Origin of the sequence: Solibacillus sp. FSL K6-4121, from assembly GCF_038002585.1 — a bacterium.
Lineage (GTDB): Bacteria > Bacillota > Bacilli > Bacillales_A > Planococcaceae > Solibacillus > Solibacillus faecavium.
On sequence record NZ_JBBOCS010000001.1, the window covers coordinates 319,983 to 338,248 of the forward strand.

Here is an 18,266-nt window from a genome sequence, read left to right on the forward strand (position 1 = left end):
TGTAACTTCCTTCCTCTTAAACAATGTCTACCCTTAACTATAACATACTTAAAATCGGTTGTAAGTGTTCATTGTTTTTTTAAATGATGTGTTTAAATACAGGAATTATGTGCAAAAATGATATATAGATTAATGTACATTTATAATAAAAAACAAACTAGATTTGAAGTGTGGAAATCCGCACTGCAAACCTAGTTCTATTATAATAATTTAATTTATTGTACTTTTTGCAATAAACGTGGTGCAGAAGTGAATAACAGAACGGCAATAATAGCTGTAATAATTGTTGCTGGCAGCATGTAGGAACCGTTGTAGAGAATTGAATATGTCCATACATTATCGTCGCCTGCAAATTCCTTAAAGAAGACAACTCCGGCAAGTAAGTGGCAAACGAATCGTAAAGCTCCACCTAATAACGTACCTATTATAATATAGAGTGCCATCTTTGTTTTATGGAGTGACTGTGTTGCTTGCAATAAAGGCTTTCTTATAACTGCGGCTAAACCTACTACAGTAAAAGCAAGACCATAATCCAGAATTGCCTGAAGCCAGTGGACGATATACGCTCCAAACATCATTTGCATTATTCCAATTAGTAGGCCAGTTGCAAGACCTGCTGTTAGCCCCCAACGAATTGCCATTAAAATAATAGGAACCATTACAAAGCTGATCGATCCACCTTGTGCCCACATTTTAAATGATATTTGATCCAACACCAGTCCGACGGCAGCGAAAATCGCTATTTCCACCATCATAAGTAATCTTTTTTTGTCCATAACAATGCTCCTTTCTTTTTTCCGATGTAACAGAAGTGAAGAAGGAATAGAAATTCATCTGCAAAAATAAAAAACGATAATCAGGACAAAAGCCTGACTATCGTTTGAACAGTCGGTTTCTATCCACATCCCTACGCAAGTGCTAACTTACAGGTTCAAAGAGTCAGTGCAGTTACGTGCACAATCTCAGCCGACTTACTCGGCTCCCCTTGTGGTACATCTAAATAATTATTGTTTGAACAAACTTATTGTATCGAATAATTTTCCAACTTTCAACAGCCGATTTTTTTGAAACTAAATTCCAGACAGATGCGTATACAAGCAAAGGAGTGAATGAAATGAATCAATCAAAAGGTTTGAGTGCTTTAAGCTATTTAAGCTTTTATTTTGCACCGTCTATCTTGCCGTTTATTATATATATAGTTTCAAAAGATGATTTTGTAAGGGCGCACTCCAAAAAGGCTTTTATTACACAGTTTATCCCGATTGCTTTTGGTATTTTGTATATTATTTACTTTTTCGTTTCACTTTTTTTAACGCATGAAACGTTGACTATGCAAGATTTCTTTGTCAGTTCACATTTTATTGCCATTGTAGTTTTAGTTATTATGGTTTCAATAGTAGGGATTTGGAATTTAGTGAAAGCTATTAAAGTTCTACGTTAATGTTTATGAAAGCTTCATAATTGGGTATATTTCTTATACGAAATGATATTCGTTAAGGAGTGAACACTTATGAAAATTAACAAACTTGTTAAAACAGCAATTAAGTATGGTCCAATACTTTATCCAATCATAAAGAAAATGATGGATAAAAAATCTTCTACTCCACAACCCGCAACTGCTACACGCCGAGCTACAAAACGCTAACGTAAAAAAGATATTTCACCCTATCATTCGAGTGAAATGTCTTTTTTTTTTGAAAACTTTTATTTAATAATAATTTCCGTTTTACTATAGCCTTCTTTTAACTTTTGTACTTGTAAAATGACCGGCATAGCTGCTTTAAGTTCGGCGACATGTGAAATGACACCGATTAAGCGTCCTGTCTGCTGTAGGTCGATTAAAATATCGATAGCGCGGCGCAATGCCTCTTCATCCAATGTACCAAAGCCTTCATCGATGAACATTGTATCGATATGCACACTACCTTGAACACTTTGGATAACATCCGCCATTCCTAAAGCTAATGAAAGTGATGCATTGAACTTCTCACCGCCGGACAATGTTTTTACATCGCGTGTTTGCCCTGTATTACTATCATATACATCAATACTTAACCCGCTTTGAGCATTTCCTTCCTTGCGACCCGTTGACTTTAAAAAGTATTGACCATTTGATAAAACTCGAAGTCTCTCGTTTGCAGCATGTGTTACTTTTTCTAAATAACCTATTTGCGCGAATCGCTCAAAAGAAATTTTCGCTTCATTCTGTCCACGAATTAAATCATAAACATGTTCAACTTGCATTAATTTTTCTTTATAATCTTCTATTTGTCGAGCTGACTTTTCAAGCTTTTCTAAAGTTTTCCCACACTGCAATGTGTAAGAATGAACTAACTTCATTTCTGAATATTGTGCTTCTACTTGCTCTGTAAGAAGCGTAATTTGTTGCTCAAAAGCTTTTAAGTCCACCAATTCTTTTCCTTCTAGCATTTGATGTTCTTCTGCAATTTGCACTGTTAAAGTATGAAAACTTTGCTTATAGTTATCTAAAGTTTCCTGAATTTGCTGTTGAACATGCAATGGAAGCAGTGCTTGCTTATATGCTTCTAAATGGAAGCCTTCTTGTATGAGTACAGACTCAAATGAAGCTTGCGTTATTTTATTTTCCTGTTGTTTGTCAGTTAAATTATTCATTGCATGTTGATAATTAACTTCACAAGACTTTTCTTCTAATTGGATATTTTGCAATGCTTCCAACGCTTTTTGTATTGTATTTTTCAAATGATGATACTTTTGCTGGAGGCTTGTCAATGCTTCTGTAACTTGTTGAACCGTAGAAAATTGCGGCAGTAAAGACTTTTCACTTTGCTCAAGCTTTCCCTTCTCTTGTGCATATTGTTGATCAATTTCCGATACATATTGCTGCCCTTTTTCAATCCGACCTTGAAGCACTTCTTTGTTTTCCAATAGCTGTTCCAACTTTTTCTTTTCTATTACTAATTGCGCTTGTTGCTGTTTTTGCATCGATAATTGATTCGTCAATATAGATAGTTGCTGCTCGTATTCGTCAAGAGATGAAGGGTCAATTTCCAGCTGTTGAAGTATCAACTGTTTTTCATTTAATGCCGCTTGTTCTACCTCCAATTTCGAACTTATTTGATAAAAGTTCTGCAGTGCATTGTCACTTTCACGGCGTAATACGGTCAATTCATTATCGTCGACATCCATTGCTTCACTGCTATGGATCGCTGGATGCTCTGTGCTTCCGCATACAGGACACGCTTCCCCATGTTGAAGAGATGTAGCGAGAAATGCAGCATGATTACTGCGTATCTGTTGTTCCAGCTTCTTTAATTTATCCTGGGAATGATTTGCAATTTGTTGTTTTTCAGCCAGTGTTTTCGTTAATGCCGCTACGTTAGATTGGAGCTTTAAAGTTTCTTTCGCAAGCTCAATTTTCTTAGTCATCATTGCATGTGCTTCAAACGTTTCCTGGTACGAAGCCACTTTTTGTTCCAGGTCATTTATAATTGTACGCTGCTCCTGATGCTGTTCTTTTAATGCAATATCTTCTTTTAGAAGCTTTTCAAATAATTGTTTTGCGTTATTTTGATTTTCCTCTATTTTTAAAACGGATTTCCGCTGGTCATCTATCGATTGATAAATCGGTAATAGCTGTTCTAACTGTGAAATAGTTTTTGAATACTCATCCAATAAAGGTTCATGTTGCTTTTGTTCTTCATAATATTTCAATGCATTTTGAAGCTGCAACTTTACCTGTTCAAAATCCTTTTTTGCACGTTGTAATGCTACTTCTGCTTTTTCAAGCTGAAGCTTTACTTTCTCATGTTCACGCTCTATAGGTTCGATATGTGTTGCTTTTTTTGCAAGCTCAAGACGTTGTTTCTCGTTTTCCATAGTTTGTTCCTGCTGCAGGAGCTCTGCAAGTTTTGTTTTTCTTAATAAGTATTTTTCAATACGCTCATTTAATAGCTTTTGTTCACTATACGTTTCATTTAATTGCTGTAATTGTAATTTGGATTTCTCATATTCCGTTTTTAATGTTCTGCAATGTTCTTCATAATATTGCTGTTCCAATAATAAGGCTTGCTTTACTTGATATAGATTTATCACATCTTGATTTACCGCTGAAAATAGCTCTGATTCTCTATTAGGTAGGCGCGATAGAATTTCATGAATGGTATTGTCTTGCTGCATAATTGATTGATCATATAGCTTTTCGGCAGACTTTTTTTTCTCACGCAAAAGCTCGACCATTTTTGTAAATCGTTCTGTTTTGAATATTTTACGGAAGATTTCTTCTTTATGTTTCGATTCGGATGTCAATAGTTTCTGAAATTCTCCTTGTGGGAGCATCACAATCTGATTGAATTGAGATTGGGTTAAGCCAATCAGCTCTTCTATTTTCGCTTGAATTAGCTTTACTTGAAACTTTTCTACAGCCGGAACTTCTACGCCACCCGTAATTTCAAAAAACTCCCGTTTCGCACTCGTCCCATTATGACCAAATTTTCGCCAAATCCGATATAAACGTCCGCGCACTTCAAATTCAAGCTCAACTTCAGTATCAATCGTCTCATCGGCAAAATCACTACGTAAAAAAAGAGACTTTTCACGGTCTTCCCCACTGCCTGAATCATAAAGGGCAAATGTTATCGCATCAAAAATAGTCGTTTTTCCCGCACCAGTAGCCCCTGAAACGACAAATATTCCATGCTCATGAAGTTTCGTAAAGTCGATAACTTCCTTTGTTTGATATGGTCCAAATGCTGTCATCGATAATTTAATAGGCTTCATCGTTACAGCACCTCCTGTAATTCTCGTTCATTATCGATCAGTTGCTGAAGAATGTCTGTATAAATTGCTTTAGTTTCCTCACTTAGATGCTTACCAGTCATTTCTGTGTAAAACAGCTCAAACAATTCCGAATCATTCATTTGTACACGGTTTAAAGTATCCGCCTGCTGCTCAAGCTTTTCATAAACGACCGTTCTTTCAATATGCAAAGCATTCGGATAAACAGTACGAACAAGTTCAGCGGCCCCTTTAACAAAACTTTCATCCTGCAACTTTACGAAAACGTAATCATCATTTTTATCATGTTGTAAAATATCATCAAGTAGTCCTGAAACAATGCGCATATCCCGAATCGGCGTCAGCAACTTTTTTTCCACAGCTACGGAGCCATCTTCTTTCAGGTCAACTATTAAAAAACCTTTTTTATGTGTTACTTCAGATTCGGAGTATTTTAGTGGTGATCCTGCATACTGTATTTTTTCATTTGCCACAAAATGCGCCTGATGTAAATGTCCCAGCGCTGTATAGCAAAATGGTTCAAACAATGCTGAGTCAATGCACTCTGTACCACCTATCGTCAATTTACGTTCTGAATCGCTTGTATTTTGTTCGGGCATCCCATCTTTTGTAACAAAGGCATGTCCAACAATAATATTGCGTTTTTCCGGATCAACTGTTAACTTAATTTCTTCAATAATCCGTGCCATTGCCCCTTCATGGGTCGTAATCGATTCATCACCAAAAATATTTCGTACAATTGAAGGCTCTGCAAAGGGAACTAAATAAAAATGCACTTCCCCATACTCATCATGCATAATAACCGGTTCAAAGTAATTTTCAAGATGACCGACAATATGCAATCCACTTGCCTTCATTAAATCACTACCAAAGTTTAAACGTGTAGCGCTATCATGATTTCCAGCAATTGCGACAATCGGTGTTTTTTCATCGATTAATATTTGTTTAAAAGTTTTATTTAAAAGCTGAATTGCATCAGTAGGTGGTACTGATCGGTCATATAAATCTCCCGCTATAATGACTACGTCTGGCTTTTCTGTTCTTATTTCCTCGATGAACTGTTCGATTACATATTGCTGATCTTCCGTCATTGATACACCTTGTACGAGCTTTCCTAAATGCCAATCTGCTGTATGAAATATCTTCATGAATAACGCCTCCTATTTTATTTACTATAAGTGTACATGACTAAAATTAAAAAAACCACACTATACGAACGAATATTCGTACAGTGTGGTTATACTTATTATTAATAATTTGCTGTCATTTTTCCAGCTGAAATTTCTTCCATATAGTGACACGCAGCTTCATGTGTATCTTTCATAATGGCAGATGTACGTAAAACTGGCTCTTCCGTACGGCATTTATCTGTCGCAAATGGACAGCGTGTATGGAAGCGGCAACCTTGTGGCGGATCAATTGGTGACGGTACATCACCTTTCAATACGATTCGACTTTTCACTGCATCCGGATCTGGTACAGGAATTGCCGATAAAAGCGCTTTCGTATATGGATGTTGAGGATTTTCAAACAAACTGTTTTTATCTGCAATCTCAACAATTTTCCCTAAGTACATTACGATAATACGGTCAGAAATATGACGTACTACCCCTAAGTCATGAGAGATGAATAAGTATGTTAATCCATATTCATCCTGTAATTCCTCTAATAAGTTCAATACTTGTGCTTGAATTGAAACGTCAAGTGCAGATACCGCTTCATCACAAATAATAAGCTTTGGGTCAACTGATAATGCACGGGCAATACCGATACGCTGACGTTGCCCCCCAGAGAATTCGTGGGGATATCGGTCTGCTTGATATGGACGTAATCCAACCGTTTCAAGAAGTTGTTCAATCCGTGCACGGCGCTGGTCCGGCGGTAATACATTCTGAATATGCATCGCTTCATTTAAGACGCTTGCAACCGTTTGACGTGGATTAATTGAAGCGTATGGATCTTGGAAAATGATTTGTAAATCCTTACGGAATTTACGCATTTCACCTTTAGGGATTTTTGTTATATCTGTCCCTTGGAATACAACAGACCCATCTGTCGGCTCTTCCAAACGTAAAATTGCTCTACCTGTTGTAGATTTACCGCAACCAGATTCCCCTACGATACTTACAGTTTCCCCTTCATAAATCGTAAATGAAATATCATCTACTGCCTTTACGTGGTTGACGGTACGGCCTAAAAAACCACCTTTAATTGGGAAATATTGCTTTAATCCCTCAACCTTTAACAGTTCTTTTTTCGCCATATAGCGTCACCTCCGATTCTCCATCCCACTCTTCTGAGTATATCCAGCAACGGATTTGCTCCGAATTGTCTGCCCCGGTGTTCAACAACTCCGGCTGTTTTTTATGGCAAAGCTCTGTCGCCGCTGGACAACGAGGAGCAAAACGACAACCGACCGGCATTTCATGTGGGCTCGGTACCATTCCTTTTATCGGAATTAGTTTTTCCTGGTCCACATCATGACGTGGTAATGAATTTAGTAAACCTAATGTATATGGATGCTTAGGATTTTTAAATAGTGTGCGAACATCTGAATATTCCACTACTTGCCCAGCGTACATTACCGCAACATAATCACATGTCTCGGCCACTACCCCTAAATCATGGGTAATCATAATTACAGACATTCCTAAGCGATTTTGTAAATCTTTAATTAGCTCTAAAATTTGCGCTTGAATTGTTACATCGAGCGCTGTTGTTGGCTCATCCGCAATTAAAATTTCCGGATCGCATGCTAATGCCATCGCAATCATTACACGCTGACGCATCCCGCCTGATAGTTCGTGTGGATATTGCTTTACACGCTTTTCAGGTGATGGTATACCAACCAGTTTCAACATTTCCACCGACTGGGCCATCGCTTCTTTATTACCTAGCTTTTTATGGATTTTGATTGTTTCACTAATTTGTTGTCCCACTGTATAAACTGGATTTAACGATGTCATAGGCTCTTGGAAAATCATCGAAATCTGATTTCCTCGAATTTCACGCATTTCTTTTTCCGACAGTTTCAGTAAGTCTTTACCTTTGAAAAGTACTTCACCGCCCTTTGTTTTACCATTTGATGCTAGTAATCGTAAAATCGAAAGAGATGTAATACTTTTCCCGGAACCGGATTCCCCTACAATCCCAATAGTTTTTCCTTTTGGAACAGTAAAGCTTACACCATCAACTGCACGGACTTCTCCAGCGTCCGTACCAAATGATGTTTGTAGATTATTTACAACTAAAATACTTTCCATTTCATTCATATGCCACACCTCTTTTCGTTTATTAGTTTAAGTCAATTCGTTTGTTCAAGAATTTATATGAAATATCCACTAGCAGGTTTACTATTACGAATAAAAGTGAAATTACGAGTACAGTCCCTTGAACGATTGGGAAATCCCTTTGCCTAATTGCATCTATTGTTAAACGGCCCATACCATTAATAGCGAAAATTGTTTCTGTTAACACTGCTCCACCTAGGAATCCACCAAACTCTAATCCAATAATTGTTACGACTGGAATAAGTGCATTTTTAAGTGCATGACGGTAAATCACGATTCGTTCGGATACCCCTTTTGCACGAGCAGTACGAATATAATCTTGTCCAATAACTTCAAGCATTGATGAACGAGTCATACGTGCAATAATTGCGGCGCCACCTGTACCGAGTGTAATAACCGGTAGAATAATTTGTCGCCATGAGTCACCCCATCCGGATGGTCTCATTTTCAGAATTTCCGGTAAATCCCATCCAAATGGTAAATTACCCAATGCAAACCATTGAATTAACAATAATCCTAACCAGAAATTTGGCATTGATAAACCAAATAACGCAATAAGCATAATTGAAACGTCAGTTAATGTATAGTGACGTACAGCAGAAATAATACCTGCAATTAAACCTAAAAACACAGCGACTATTGTTGCATAAACAGCTACTTCCACCGTAATCCAAAATCTCGCCTGTATTTCATCCATTACAGGGCGACCACTACGAATTGAATTACCTAAATCGCCTTGCAGTGCATTCCCTAAAAATCGACCATACTGTACATATGCAGGGTCATTTAACCCTAATTTTTCACGTATATTTTCTACCGTTTGTTCAGATGCACCTTCCCCTGCCATTACTTGAGCAGGATCACCAGGAATTAGGAACATCAATGAGAATACTAAAATAGAAACCCCTAACAATACGGGAATCGTTTGTAATAAACGACGGATAATATATTTAGTCATTTACTGTTCCACCTCCTATTGTTTCATCTTTGGATCAAGTGCATCACGTAACCCGTCACCAAAAATATTAAATGCCAATACTACGACAACAATCATCATGCCAGGAATTAAAACCATATGTCCTGCATTATGCATATACGTACGGCCATCACTCAACATCGCTCCCCATTCCGCTGCTGGCGGCTGAGCGCCTAAACCTAAAAATGCTAAACCGGAGGCTGTTAAAATTGCCGTTGCAATACGCATAGTTGCTTGAACGATAATTGGTGACATAATATTCGGTAAAATATGTCTAAAGATAATTCGTATATCCGATGCCCCGAGTGCTCTTACTGCATCAATATATTCGAGGTTTTTTACTTGTAACGTTGAACCACGTACGATACGTGCGAATGCGGGTATGGAGAATATACCGACCGCAATAATAACGTTTATTAAGCTACCGCCTAATACAGAAACGATTGCTAAAGCTAGTAATATACCAGGAAACGCCAACAGGATATCCATAAGACGCATAGTTATCGTATCAATTGCACCGCCATAATATCCGGATACAATCCCTAATACTACCCCAATTACACCTCCAATAAATACTGATAAAAATCCAACTGTTAATGTTAGCTTTGTTCCATTAACAATACGTGAGAAAATATCACGACCGAAGTTATCTGTACCAAACCAATGTTCCTTTGAAGGTGGCTGAAGTTTGTTTAAAATATTTTGTGCATTCGGATCGGTCTTAACTAAAAATGGACCGAATATCCCTACTAAAATGATAAAAAGAATTACTATTCCACCAACAACAGCTGCTTTGTTTTTTAATAAACGCTTCATAAACGTTTTAAAAGCTTCCGAACGTGGATTACTTTTTTTCATTGTAGAAGGATTTTTCTCTGTTTGTACCGTACTCAATATAAATCATCCTTTCAAATTTTTAATTCCTTCTATAAATTCTAAATAGTTAGTATAAATAATAGTATATAGAGTAAAAAGTATACATTTCAACATAATAATGTTTTATTAAAATTCTGAATATTTTATTATTTTTATATTTTTTAATAATTTGATTATACTAACATAGTATACTATTTTAATGCAAATTATGACTTACTCTTACAGCCATAAGCACTATAACAATTTACCGAATAATTAATAATTATTATAAAATACTATATCATGTCCTGATTTTCTACTTTAACTATTTTTTATCTTTTTTGGATATTGATGCTTTGTACTCATATGTGCTATTCTATTTAAAGAAATTACATTTTTGTAATATTCTAAAATAACATTAAATGGGGGGACTTCCAACATGTCATTTTCTAAAAAGTCGCTTTGGATGCTACTTCTTACATTTACACTTGCTCTTGTGTTAGCTGCATGTGCTGGTGGAGATGATTCAGAAGATACATCAAAAAGCGAGGACACTGGAACTGAAACAAATACAGACTCTGGTACTACAGATGAAGCTGCGGCTGGCGGTGACTTAATTATCGCTGAGTTATCAGATGCGAGTTCATTAGATCCACATGGTTCAAATGACGTACCATCATCTAACGTACAATCAAACCTTTACGAAACTTTAGTAAATCGTGACGCAAACGGGGAATTAGTTCCTGGTTTAGCAGATTCTTGGAATCAAGTTGACGATTTAACTTGGGAATTTAAGCTTAAGCAAGGTGTTACTTTCCATGACGGTGAAGCATTTAACGCAGAAGCTGTAAAAGCTTCATTCGATCGTTTATTAGATCCTGAAGTTGGATCTCCACGTGCTTTCTTATTCGAAATGGTAACAGAAGTAAAAGTAGTAGATGAATCTACTGTTCAATTTATAACTGAATACCCATTCTCACCATTACTTGCCCACTTAACGCATAATGGTGGTAGTATTATTTCACCTAAATCGATTGAAGAAGATTACGCTGCAATGGAAGCTGATTCATCAGTTAAAGCTGGTTCTGTAATCGGAACAAACCCGGTTGGTACTGGTCCATTCAAATTTGAGAGCTGGACTCCTGGTACTGAAATTAAATTAGTTAAGTTCGCAGAATACGCTGGCACTCCAGTACACATTGATTCTGTAACATTTAAAGTAGTACCAGAAAGTGCTACTCGTGTTGCGGAAATACAATCAGGTTATGCACACATTATTGGTGCAGTTGAGCCTGGTCAAGTAGCAAATGTTAATAGTTTTGATGGCGCTTCTGTATTGGAAACAGCTTCTTCATCTTTAACATACCTTGGTTTCAATACTGAAAAAGAACCTTTCAACGATCCAAAAGTACGTCAAGCAATTTCTAAAGCAATTGATCGCCCGACTTTAATTGAAGGTATTTATGAAGGCTATGGTATTCCTGCGATTTCACCTTTAGCTCCTGGTATTTTCGGATACACAGAAGATGTGACTTCTATGGCTTATAACATGGACGAAGCTAAAGCATTACTTGAAGAAGCAGGCTATGCGGACGGCTTTAAAACGACAATTTGGACGAATGATAACCCTGCTCGTCAACAAGTTGCAATTGTTTTACAAGAAAACTTGAAGCAATTAAACATTCAAGCTGAAATCGAAGTAATGGAATTCGGTTCATACTTGGAAAAAACAGCTGCTGGTGAGCATGACATGTTCATTTTAGGCTGGTCTAACCCTACTGGTGATGCGGATTACGGTCTATATGCATTATTCCACTCTTCACAACATGGTGACCCAGGTAACCGTTCATTCTACTCAAGCGATAAAGTGGATGAGTTATTAGAAAAAGGTCGTCGCGAAGCAGACCCAGCTGCACGTGAAGCAATTTATAAAGAAGCATTACAATTAATTTCTGACGAATCGCCAATGGCATTCGTATTACACCCATATACTTTAACAGGTGTATCGGATAAAGTTTCTGGCTTCAACGTAGGTACAGACAGTATCTATCAATTACGTGAAGTTAAAATTAGCGAGTAATTGATACTAAAAAAGCATTCTTACAAGATTTTCTTGTTGGAATGCTTTTTATTTATACATATATAGGTTTTGGTTTATCCGGATGATGCTGGGCAATAAATTGCTCTTCCTGTACAGCTAATTCATTTTCCTGCATCTGCAACATTTCTTCAAATGTTTTTGGATTTGGCGCAGGCAATGCGTCTATAGGTAACGAAAGAATATTATTTCCACTATATTTCTTTAGCATTTCATTAGCCATAATACGATAGCCAAGCTGGTTCGGATGAATATCTTGAATGCTTGGTAAATAATCCGCTTGCCCTAAATTAAAATCATCAAACACATCAACAAAAACATGCCCCGCCTGCTCGGTCTCCTGCTTTAATATTTTATTTAATAACTTTACTGCTTTTTCTGCACCATGTTTTTGCTCCTCATGAAGGCTCACATAAGGAAAATAATAACCTAATACATAAATTTCTGCATTCGGTGCTTTTTCTTTAGTTAAAGAAAGGAGTTCCTTCATTTGAATCCGCACTTCATTTAATGCAAAGTCCGCACTGAGCTGGGAAAAGGCAATTGTCCCTTGTTCCGGATTATGCTCTATAAGAGGGAGTAAATTATTGGCCCCCGCAGAAATAGTAATCAAAGTTGCCTCACTTAGTAACTGTTTTGCTTTATCAGATTGAACTGTTTCAATGACATTTTGAACACGATAACCCGGAAAAGTAAGCTCTTTTGAAAAATGAGCAAGTTTTCCATTGCGCATGAGCTGTAAAGCACTAAAATCCGTATAGCCCGCATCAATCTCATTATATGGCGTTTGTCCTGCTGCTAATGAATCTCCAAGCGCTATATACACTTCCCGTTCATCGGCTAATGTTGCAGTTGGAAATAAGACGACACAAAAAATAATGCTAAGTATTATTTTCCGCATTTACTCACCCCACTTCTATAATTAGAATGCCCAGTTTCCTTTTCTGAAGATCGGTTCTTTTGAGCCATCCGCTAAAATACCGTCTATGTCCATTTCAGCGCTTCCGATCATAAAATCTTCATGTGTAATCGATGTATTAATGCCTAACGATTCTAGCTGGCCTTTTTCTAGCTCCTTGCCACCTTCGTAACAAGTTGGATATGCTTCACCAATCGCTAAATGATTAGATGCATTTTCATCAAATAATGTGTTGTAATATAAAATATTAGATGCTGAAATTGGTGATTCATGCGGTACTAATGCGACTTCCCCTAAATAAGTAGAACCCTCATCTGAAGCGATAAGCTGCTGCAGTAATTTCTCACCCACTTTTGCCTCAGCACTCACAATTTTTCCTTTTTCAAAAGTAAGCTTAAATTCATCAATAATATTTCCTTTATATACAAGTGGTTTTGTATTTGATACGTATCCATCTACACCATACTTTGCAGGTAATGTAAATACTTCTTCTGTCGGCATATTCGCAATAAATGTTGTACAGCTCGGAGATTGACTACTACCGCTTTTCCATAAATGCTTTTCAGGTAATTCAATTGTTAAGTCTGTACCTGGTGCCACGTAGTGTAATTTTGCATATTTCTTAGCATTAAGCTGAGCTGCACGTGCATGTAAAGTTTCAATATGATTTTTCCAGTTTTCAACCGCATCACCTTCACCGATACGCACAGTTTTAAAAATTGCATCCCATAATGCCGGTACTTGTTCTTGCTCAGCTAAATCAGGGAAGACTTTAGCCGCCCATTTTGGAGAAGGGACTGCAATAATTGACCATGCGATATCATCATTCATTACCGCTTTACGATAATTTACAAGCGCTGCACCTGCTGCCTTCTGCTGAGCACCTATTTTCTCGGAATCAATGCCTGCCAGTAAATCAGGATCTTCCGCATCAATCCAAAGAAGTGCGCCTTTACTCTCGATTAATTCTTCGCGTTGTGCAACGACCCATTTTGGAAAATTGGCTGTTTCTTCTACAGTAACATTTTCATAATAGGCACGTTCAAAGCTTGCATCAGTTAAATTTACATGAACACGACTTGCGCCTGCCTCATATGCTTTTTTCACTACAATTCGTGTGAAATCCAACGTATCTGTTGATGTATTAATTAATAAGTATTGCCCTTTTTGAACATTTACTCCGATACGAACAGCTAAATCTGCATATTGCTCTAACTTCTCTTGGAATGTCATCAATTATTATTTCTCCTTTTTCTTACTGAAAGTCATGCCTTTTTTATTTGTCTTTGGTTGATAAGGCTTTTTCTCTGTTGCTTTCTTTACTGGAGGCGCCGTTTTTGACGAAACTGTTTTAGCATTTCCCTCCATAAGCTGTCCTTGAGTCCAAACTTTTTGAACACCTTTTAATGAAAGATCACGCAACCATTTTTTGAAAGTCTTTTCATCTTTATAAGATAATAATGTTAATACTTCTCCGTCTGCACCTGCACGACCTGTACGGCCAGAACGATGCGTATACTGCTCAATTGTACGAGGAACATCGACATGAATAACATGTGTTAAACCCGAAATATCTAAACCTCGTGCTGCAATATCTGTCGCAATTAAAATACGTGCTTCACCTTTTCTGAAAGCATCCAACGCTTTTTTACGCTCGTCTTTTTTCATATCTGAATGAAGTGCTACGATTGGTGCATCGCGGTATTCCAACTTGTTTTGTTTCATAAGTACTTGGTCAATATTATTGACGAATGCCAAACCGCGCAATCCTTCAATATTAGCAAGTCGACGAAGCATCTCTGTTTTATCTCGTTCCTCTACTTTTACAAAGGAGTGAACAACTTTACCGAACTTCACCATATCTTCTGGCTTAATCTCAATACTGATTGGCTCGAACATTAAACGTTCTGCTACAAGCTTTATTTCTTCTGTAATCGTTGCAGATACTACAACAACTTGACGACCGAATGCGGCATTTTCAATAAATGATTTTACAACTACTCGGTATTCGCGACTTAGTAACTGATCACATTCATCCAAAACAATTGTTTCTATTTCTCTAAGCTTTAGTTTCCCTTGGCGAGCCAATTCATTTAAGCGACCTGGTGTCCCGACAACAATCGTTGGCTTTTTCTTTAATTTTTCAATTTGGCGTGCCGAGTTCGCACCACCGATTAGTTGCTGCACAGTAATATCCGTTCCAGCTGTCCAATCACGGATCACTTCAACAATTTGCATTGCAAGCTCTTGTGACGGTGCTACGATTAATGCTTGGGTTTGTTTCTTTTTACCGTCTACTTTATTTAGAATTGGTAATGTGTAGGCTAATGTTTTTCCTGAGCCGGTCGGGGATTCTGCTACGATATCTTTCCCTTCAACCATCGCTGGAATCATTTCATCCTGAATTTTCATTGTCGTTTCAAAAGACCATTTATTTTGAAGATCTTCGTTTAATAAACTGATTGCTGACATATTGTTTTACCACCTTTTATTCGTTGGCTTTAGTGTAACATATTCCGCAATTAATGCGTAAAATTTGGCGAGGTGTGATTCGGTGGTTTACAGCAAAAAAAGGAAGGTTTGTGTCAAATTAAAATCGTTTTGAATTTTTCGCAGTAGAGTGCAAATGAAAAAATCTATTTCAGTATGCTTTCCTTTAGAAAGTTGAGGCGAAAAAGTTGCAAGGATTTCTAATATAATTTGATATCGTCTAATATATTTTTATTTGTTCTAATAAAGTTACGACTTTCTAATATATCCTTTCATTGTGCTAAAAAAGGTTTGCCTTGTTCTAAAATCATTTTTTGATATTCTAATACCACCCATACCTTTTTCTAATATGTGAAATTGTTGTTCTAATAAAAACGCCCACAACAAAAAGCATGCCAGAAACTTCCTCCTAGCATGCCTAGTTTCTATACTCTTTCGATAATTAAAGCAATTCCTTGTCCGCCACCGATACAAAGACTGGCAACAGCATACTTCCCATTGCGTCGTTGCAGTTCGTATGCAGCGGATAAGATGATTCTTGTTCCACTTGCACCAACTGGGTGGCCGAGTGCAATTGCACCACCATTTACATTCGTTTTCTCACGGTCAAGTCCAAGTTCCTTTTCCACTGCGATATATTGGGCTGCAAATGCTTCATTAATTTCAACTAAATCCATGTCTTCAATTGTTAAATTCGCACGCTCCAATGCTTGACGAATTGCCGGAGCTGGGCCGATTCCCATAATCGTCGGGTCAACACCCGCTATTCCCCATGATACAATGCGGGCTAACGGTTTTAATCCTTGTTCATTTACAAAATCTTCACTTGCGACAACTAATGTTGCTGCCCCGTCATTAATACCGGAAGCGTTAGCAGCAGTTACGGACCCTTCCTTTTTGAATGCCGGGCGTAATTTAGCCAAGCTTTCCAACGTGCCGCCTTCTTTAATATGTTCATCCTGATCTATTAAAATCTCGCCTTTTCTCGTAGCTACAGCAACTGGCACGATCTCTTTTGCAAAGGTACCGTCCTGACGCGCTTTTGCAGCACGTTCATTTGATAGAAGTGCGAATGCATCTTGCTCCTCGCGGGAAATCGTATATTGTTCAGCAAGTTTTTCTGCCGTCAAGCCCATCCCTGAGCCTGTATACTGGTCAGTTAATGTCGCTTGAAGCATATCTGTAAACTCCAGGTTACCTAGTTTCGAACCACTAAAGCGTTGTTCGAAATTTGAATATGGCGATTGGGACATATTTTCCGCTCCCCCAGCGAGTACAACATCCCCTTCACCTAGCTGAATCATCTGAGCAGCCGATACAACCGATTGCATACCCGATCCACAAAGACGGTTTAACGTTAATGCCGGCACTTCCTTTGGGACACCTGCATAAAGACCGATATGACGGGCTAAATATGCCGAGTTGGCACCTGTTGTAATTACACCACCGTAAATGACATGATCGACTTGCTCAGGCTGTACGTTTGCCCGCTTTAACGCCTCCACTGCAGTTTTTGTACCAAGCTGTACTGCATCTGTTGTTGCAAATGAACCTCCGAATGCTGTAAATGCTGTACGTGCACCGTCTACGATATATACGTTTTTCATGATTCCATCCCCTTAGTCTATCTATTTTAATATTTGCTTTGCGATAATCCCTTTCATAATTTCCGTCGTACCAGCATAAATCGCCGCTACGGGAATATCTCGGTAACGTCTCGCAATTTCATATTCTTCCATATAGCCATATCCTCCATGTAACTGTAGGCAATCAGCTACGACGCGTTTAGCCATTTCACTAATCCACCACTTTGCCATGGATACTTCCTTCACAATATCTTTACCAGCAATATGTTTTTCGATTAAACTATCGACATATGTACGTCCAAGCTCAATTTCCGTCGCCATTTCCGCTAATTTAAATTGTGTGTTTTGGAAATCTGCAATACGACTCCCGAATGCTTTACGTTCTTTTACATAATCTACAGTTAGCTGTAAACAACATTCAGCTTCTATTTGAGTTTCAATAGCTACAATTAATCGTTCCTGCTGCAGTTTTTCCATTAAATAATAGAAGCCCCGGTTTTCATCCCCTAATAAGTTTTCTACCGGTACATGTACATCTTCAAAAATTAGCTCTCCCGTATCTGCACTGTGCATCCCGATTTTATCGAGTTTTTTTCCGCGCTTGAAACCAGGTGTACCATTCTCTACAATAAGCAGACTAACCCCTTTATATGCCGGACTTGCCTGCGGATCTGTTTTACAAACGACAACAACATAATCAGCATGAATGCCATTCGTAATAAACGTTTTTTCACCATTTAAAATATAAAACTCGCCATCTTTTTTCGCTGTCGTTTGAATGCCTGCAAGATCAGAGCCTGCACCCGGTTCCGTCATAGCAATAGCTGAAATGTACTCGCCTGTAATGCTTTTAGGAAGCCATTTTTCCTTTTGTGCAGTTGTCCCGTATGCTTCAATATAAGGTGTCACAATATCGGAATGAAGTGAAATCCCGCTTGCTAACCCTGCGCCAACACGCTCAAGTTCCTCCGTTAATATAGCAGAATAGCCAAAATCCAGTGCAAGTCCCCCATACTCTTCACTCACCATTGGACATAAAAAGCCATTCTCCCCAAGCTTCAGCCAAAACTCACGTGGAATATCCCGATCCTTTTCCCATTGTTCAAAATAAGGATACGCCTCTTTATCCAGCATTTTGCGTAAAGCTTTTCTAAACATCTCATGCTCTTCTGTATAAATGCCCATTTCCCCGCCCCCTTTGTTTTTTCTGAATATTAGTACACTTCAATTTTAACAGGCACAAAAAATGGAAACAATGGTTTTATAAGAAATATTA

15 protein-coding genes and 1 riboswitch are annotated in these 18,266 nt (G+C 37.9%); of the genes, 3 read left to right on the forward strand and 12 right to left on the reverse strand.

The genetic code is table 11. The features are described 5' to 3' along the window. Nucleotides 1–215: 215 nt before the first annotated feature. Nucleotides 216–776: an energy-coupled thiamine transporter ThiT gene (gene thiT, locus MHH95_RS01760; RefSeq protein ID WP_340726207.1), complete on the reverse strand. Its 561-nt coding sequence runs from the start codon at nucleotides 774–776 to the stop codon at nucleotides 216–218. A 111-nt stretch (nucleotides 777–887) separates the two neighbouring features. Continuing rightward, a riboswitch (TPP riboswitch) is annotated at nucleotides 888–996 on the reverse strand. Nucleotides 997–1,114: 118 nt separating this feature from the next. Between thiT and MHH95_RS01765 the strand changes: the two genes are divergently transcribed. Together MHH95_RS01765 and MHH95_RS01770 are read left to right on the forward strand one after the other, a co-directional pair. Further along, nucleotides 1,115–1,441, forward strand: a complete 327-nt coding sequence (locus tag MHH95_RS01765) for a DUF4870 domain-containing protein (protein WP_340726208.1) — start codon at nucleotides 1,115–1,117, stop codon at nucleotides 1,439–1,441. Nucleotides 1,442–1,510: 69 nt separating this feature from the next. Next, entirely contained in the window at nucleotides 1,511–1,645 is a 135-nt protein-coding gene (locus tag MHH95_RS01770; RefSeq protein WP_340726209.1) for a hypothetical protein, read from the forward strand. Nucleotides 1,646–1,704: 59 nt separating this feature from the next. Here the strand turns inward: MHH95_RS01770 and MHH95_RS01775 are convergent, their stop codons facing one another. The 6 genes from MHH95_RS01775 to nikC form a co-directional block, all read right to left on the reverse strand. Then, nucleotides 1,705–4,758, reverse strand: a complete 3,054-nt coding sequence (locus MHH95_RS01775) for an SMC family ATPase (protein ID WP_340726210.1) — start codon at nucleotides 4,756–4,758, stop codon at nucleotides 1,705–1,707. 2 nt (nucleotides 4,759–4,760) lie between these two features. Beyond that, complete coding sequence (locus MHH95_RS01780; RefSeq protein ID WP_340726211.1) at nucleotides 4,761–5,924, reverse strand: exonuclease SbcCD subunit D; 1,164 nt, start codon at nucleotides 5,922–5,924, stop codon at nucleotides 4,761–4,763. A 101-nt stretch (nucleotides 5,925–6,025) separates the two neighbouring features. Then, nucleotides 6,026–7,039: an ABC transporter ATP-binding protein gene (locus MHH95_RS01785; protein WP_191700986.1), complete on the reverse strand. Its 1,014-nt coding sequence runs from the start codon at nucleotides 7,037–7,039 to the stop codon at nucleotides 6,026–6,028. After that, nucleotides 7,011–8,048, reverse strand: coding sequence for an ABC transporter ATP-binding protein (locus MHH95_RS01790; RefSeq protein ID WP_340726212.1), 1,038 nt, complete (start codon nucleotides 8,046–8,048; stop codon nucleotides 7,011–7,013). Before MHH95_RS01790 ends, MHH95_RS01785 begins: the two co-directional genes overlap by 29 nt. Before the next feature lie 22 nt (nucleotides 8,049–8,070). Beyond that, nucleotides 8,071–9,024 carry an ABC transporter permease gene (locus MHH95_RS01795; protein ID WP_191700985.1) on the reverse strand — a complete coding sequence of 318 codons (954 nt, stop codon included), beginning with the start codon at nucleotides 9,022–9,024 and terminating at the stop codon, nucleotides 8,071–8,073. A 15-nt stretch (nucleotides 9,025–9,039) separates the two neighbouring features. Further along, the gene (nikC, locus tag MHH95_RS01800; RefSeq protein WP_340727286.1) at nucleotides 9,040–9,900 is read right to left on the reverse strand and encodes a nickel transporter permease; all 861 of its coding nucleotides are present in this window, start codon (nucleotides 9,898–9,900) and stop codon (nucleotides 9,040–9,042) included. Between the two features lie 436 nt (nucleotides 9,901–10,336). On the opposite strand from nikC, the gene MHH95_RS01805 reads away from it, so the two are divergent. Beyond that, nucleotides 10,337–11,977 carry a glutathione ABC transporter substrate-binding protein gene (locus MHH95_RS01805; protein ID WP_191700984.1) on the forward strand — a complete coding sequence of 547 codons (1,641 nt, stop codon included), beginning with the start codon at nucleotides 10,337–10,339 and terminating at the stop codon, nucleotides 11,975–11,977. Between the two features lie 52 nt (nucleotides 11,978–12,029). Here the strand turns inward: MHH95_RS01805 and MHH95_RS01810 are convergent, their stop codons facing one another. The 5 genes from MHH95_RS01810 to MHH95_RS01830 form a co-directional block, all read right to left on the reverse strand. Continuing rightward, complete coding sequence (locus tag MHH95_RS01810; RefSeq protein ID WP_340726213.1) at nucleotides 12,030–12,896, reverse strand: GDSL-type esterase/lipase family protein; 867 nt, start codon at nucleotides 12,894–12,896, stop codon at nucleotides 12,030–12,032. A gap of 21 nt (nucleotides 12,897–12,917) precedes the next feature. Beyond that, nucleotides 12,918–14,147, reverse strand: coding sequence for an aminopeptidase (locus MHH95_RS01815; protein WP_340727288.1), 1,230 nt, complete (start codon nucleotides 14,145–14,147; stop codon nucleotides 12,918–12,920). A 6-nt stretch (nucleotides 14,148–14,153) separates the two neighbouring features. Then, nucleotides 14,154–15,386, reverse strand: a complete 1,233-nt coding sequence (locus MHH95_RS01820) for a DEAD/DEAH box helicase (RefSeq protein WP_340726214.1) — start codon at nucleotides 15,384–15,386, stop codon at nucleotides 14,154–14,156. 443 nt (nucleotides 15,387–15,829) lie between these two features. Then, entirely contained in the window at nucleotides 15,830–17,011 is a 1,182-nt protein-coding gene (locus MHH95_RS01825; RefSeq protein ID WP_340726215.1) for an acetyl-CoA C-acetyltransferase, read from the reverse strand. Between the two features lie 21 nt (nucleotides 17,012–17,032). Beyond that, nucleotides 17,033–18,175: an acyl-CoA dehydrogenase family protein gene (locus MHH95_RS01830; RefSeq protein WP_340726216.1), complete on the reverse strand. Its 1,143-nt coding sequence runs from the start codon at nucleotides 18,173–18,175 to the stop codon at nucleotides 17,033–17,035. Between the last annotated feature and the right edge of the window lie 91 nt (nucleotides 18,176–18,266).

Excerpts from the sequence above, each read along its gene's own strand:
- thiT (WP_340726207.1), bottom strand. The coding sequence starts at position 776 with ATGGACAAAAAAAGATTACTTATGATGGTGGAAATAGCGATTTTCGCT.
- MHH95_RS01765 (WP_340726208.1), top strand. The coding sequence starts at position 1,115 with ATGAATCAATCAAAAGGTTTGAGTGCTTTAAGCTATTTAAGCTTTTAT.
- MHH95_RS01770 (WP_340726209.1), top strand. The coding sequence starts at position 1,511 with ATGAAAATTAACAAACTTGTTAAAACAGCAATTAAGTATGGTCCAATA.
- MHH95_RS01775 (WP_340726210.1), bottom strand. The coding sequence starts at position 4,758 with ATGAAGCCTATTAAATTATCGATGACAGCATTTGGACCATATCAAACA.
- MHH95_RS01780 (WP_340726211.1), bottom strand. The coding sequence starts at position 5,924 with ATGAAGATATTTCATACAGCAGATTGGCATTTAGGAAAGCTCGTACAA.
- MHH95_RS01785 (WP_191700986.1), bottom strand. The coding sequence starts at position 7,039 with ATGGCGAAAAAAGAACTGTTAAAGGTTGAGGGATTAAAGCAATATTTC.
- MHH95_RS01790 (WP_340726212.1), bottom strand. The coding sequence starts at position 8,048 with ATGAATGAAATGGAAAGTATTTTAGTTGTAAATAATCTACAAACATCA.
- MHH95_RS01795 (WP_191700985.1), bottom strand. The coding sequence starts at position 9,024 with ATGACTAAATATATTATCCGTCGTTTATTACAAACGATTCCCGTATTG.
- nikC (WP_340727286.1), bottom strand. The coding sequence starts at position 9,900 with ATGAAAAAAAGTAATCCACGTTCGGAAGCTTTTAAAACGTTTATGAAG.
- MHH95_RS01805 (WP_191700984.1), top strand. The coding sequence starts at position 10,337 with ATGTCATTTTCTAAAAAGTCGCTTTGGATGCTACTTCTTACATTTACA.
- MHH95_RS01810 (WP_340726213.1), bottom strand. The coding sequence starts at position 12,896 with ATGCGGAAAATAATACTTAGCATTATTTTTTGTGTCGTCTTATTTCCA.
- MHH95_RS01815 (WP_340727288.1), bottom strand. The coding sequence starts at position 14,147 with ATGACATTCCAAGAGAAGTTAGAGCAATATGCAGATTTAGCTGTTCGT.
- MHH95_RS01820 (WP_340726214.1), bottom strand. The coding sequence starts at position 15,386 with ATGTCAGCAATCAGTTTATTAAACGAAGATCTTCAAAATAAATGGTCT.
- MHH95_RS01825 (WP_340726215.1), bottom strand. The coding sequence starts at position 17,011 with ATGAAAAACGTATATATCGTAGACGGTGCACGTACAGCATTTACAGCA.
- MHH95_RS01830 (WP_340726216.1), bottom strand. The coding sequence starts at position 18,175 with ATGGGCATTTATACAGAAGAGCATGAGATGTTTAGAAAAGCTTTACGC.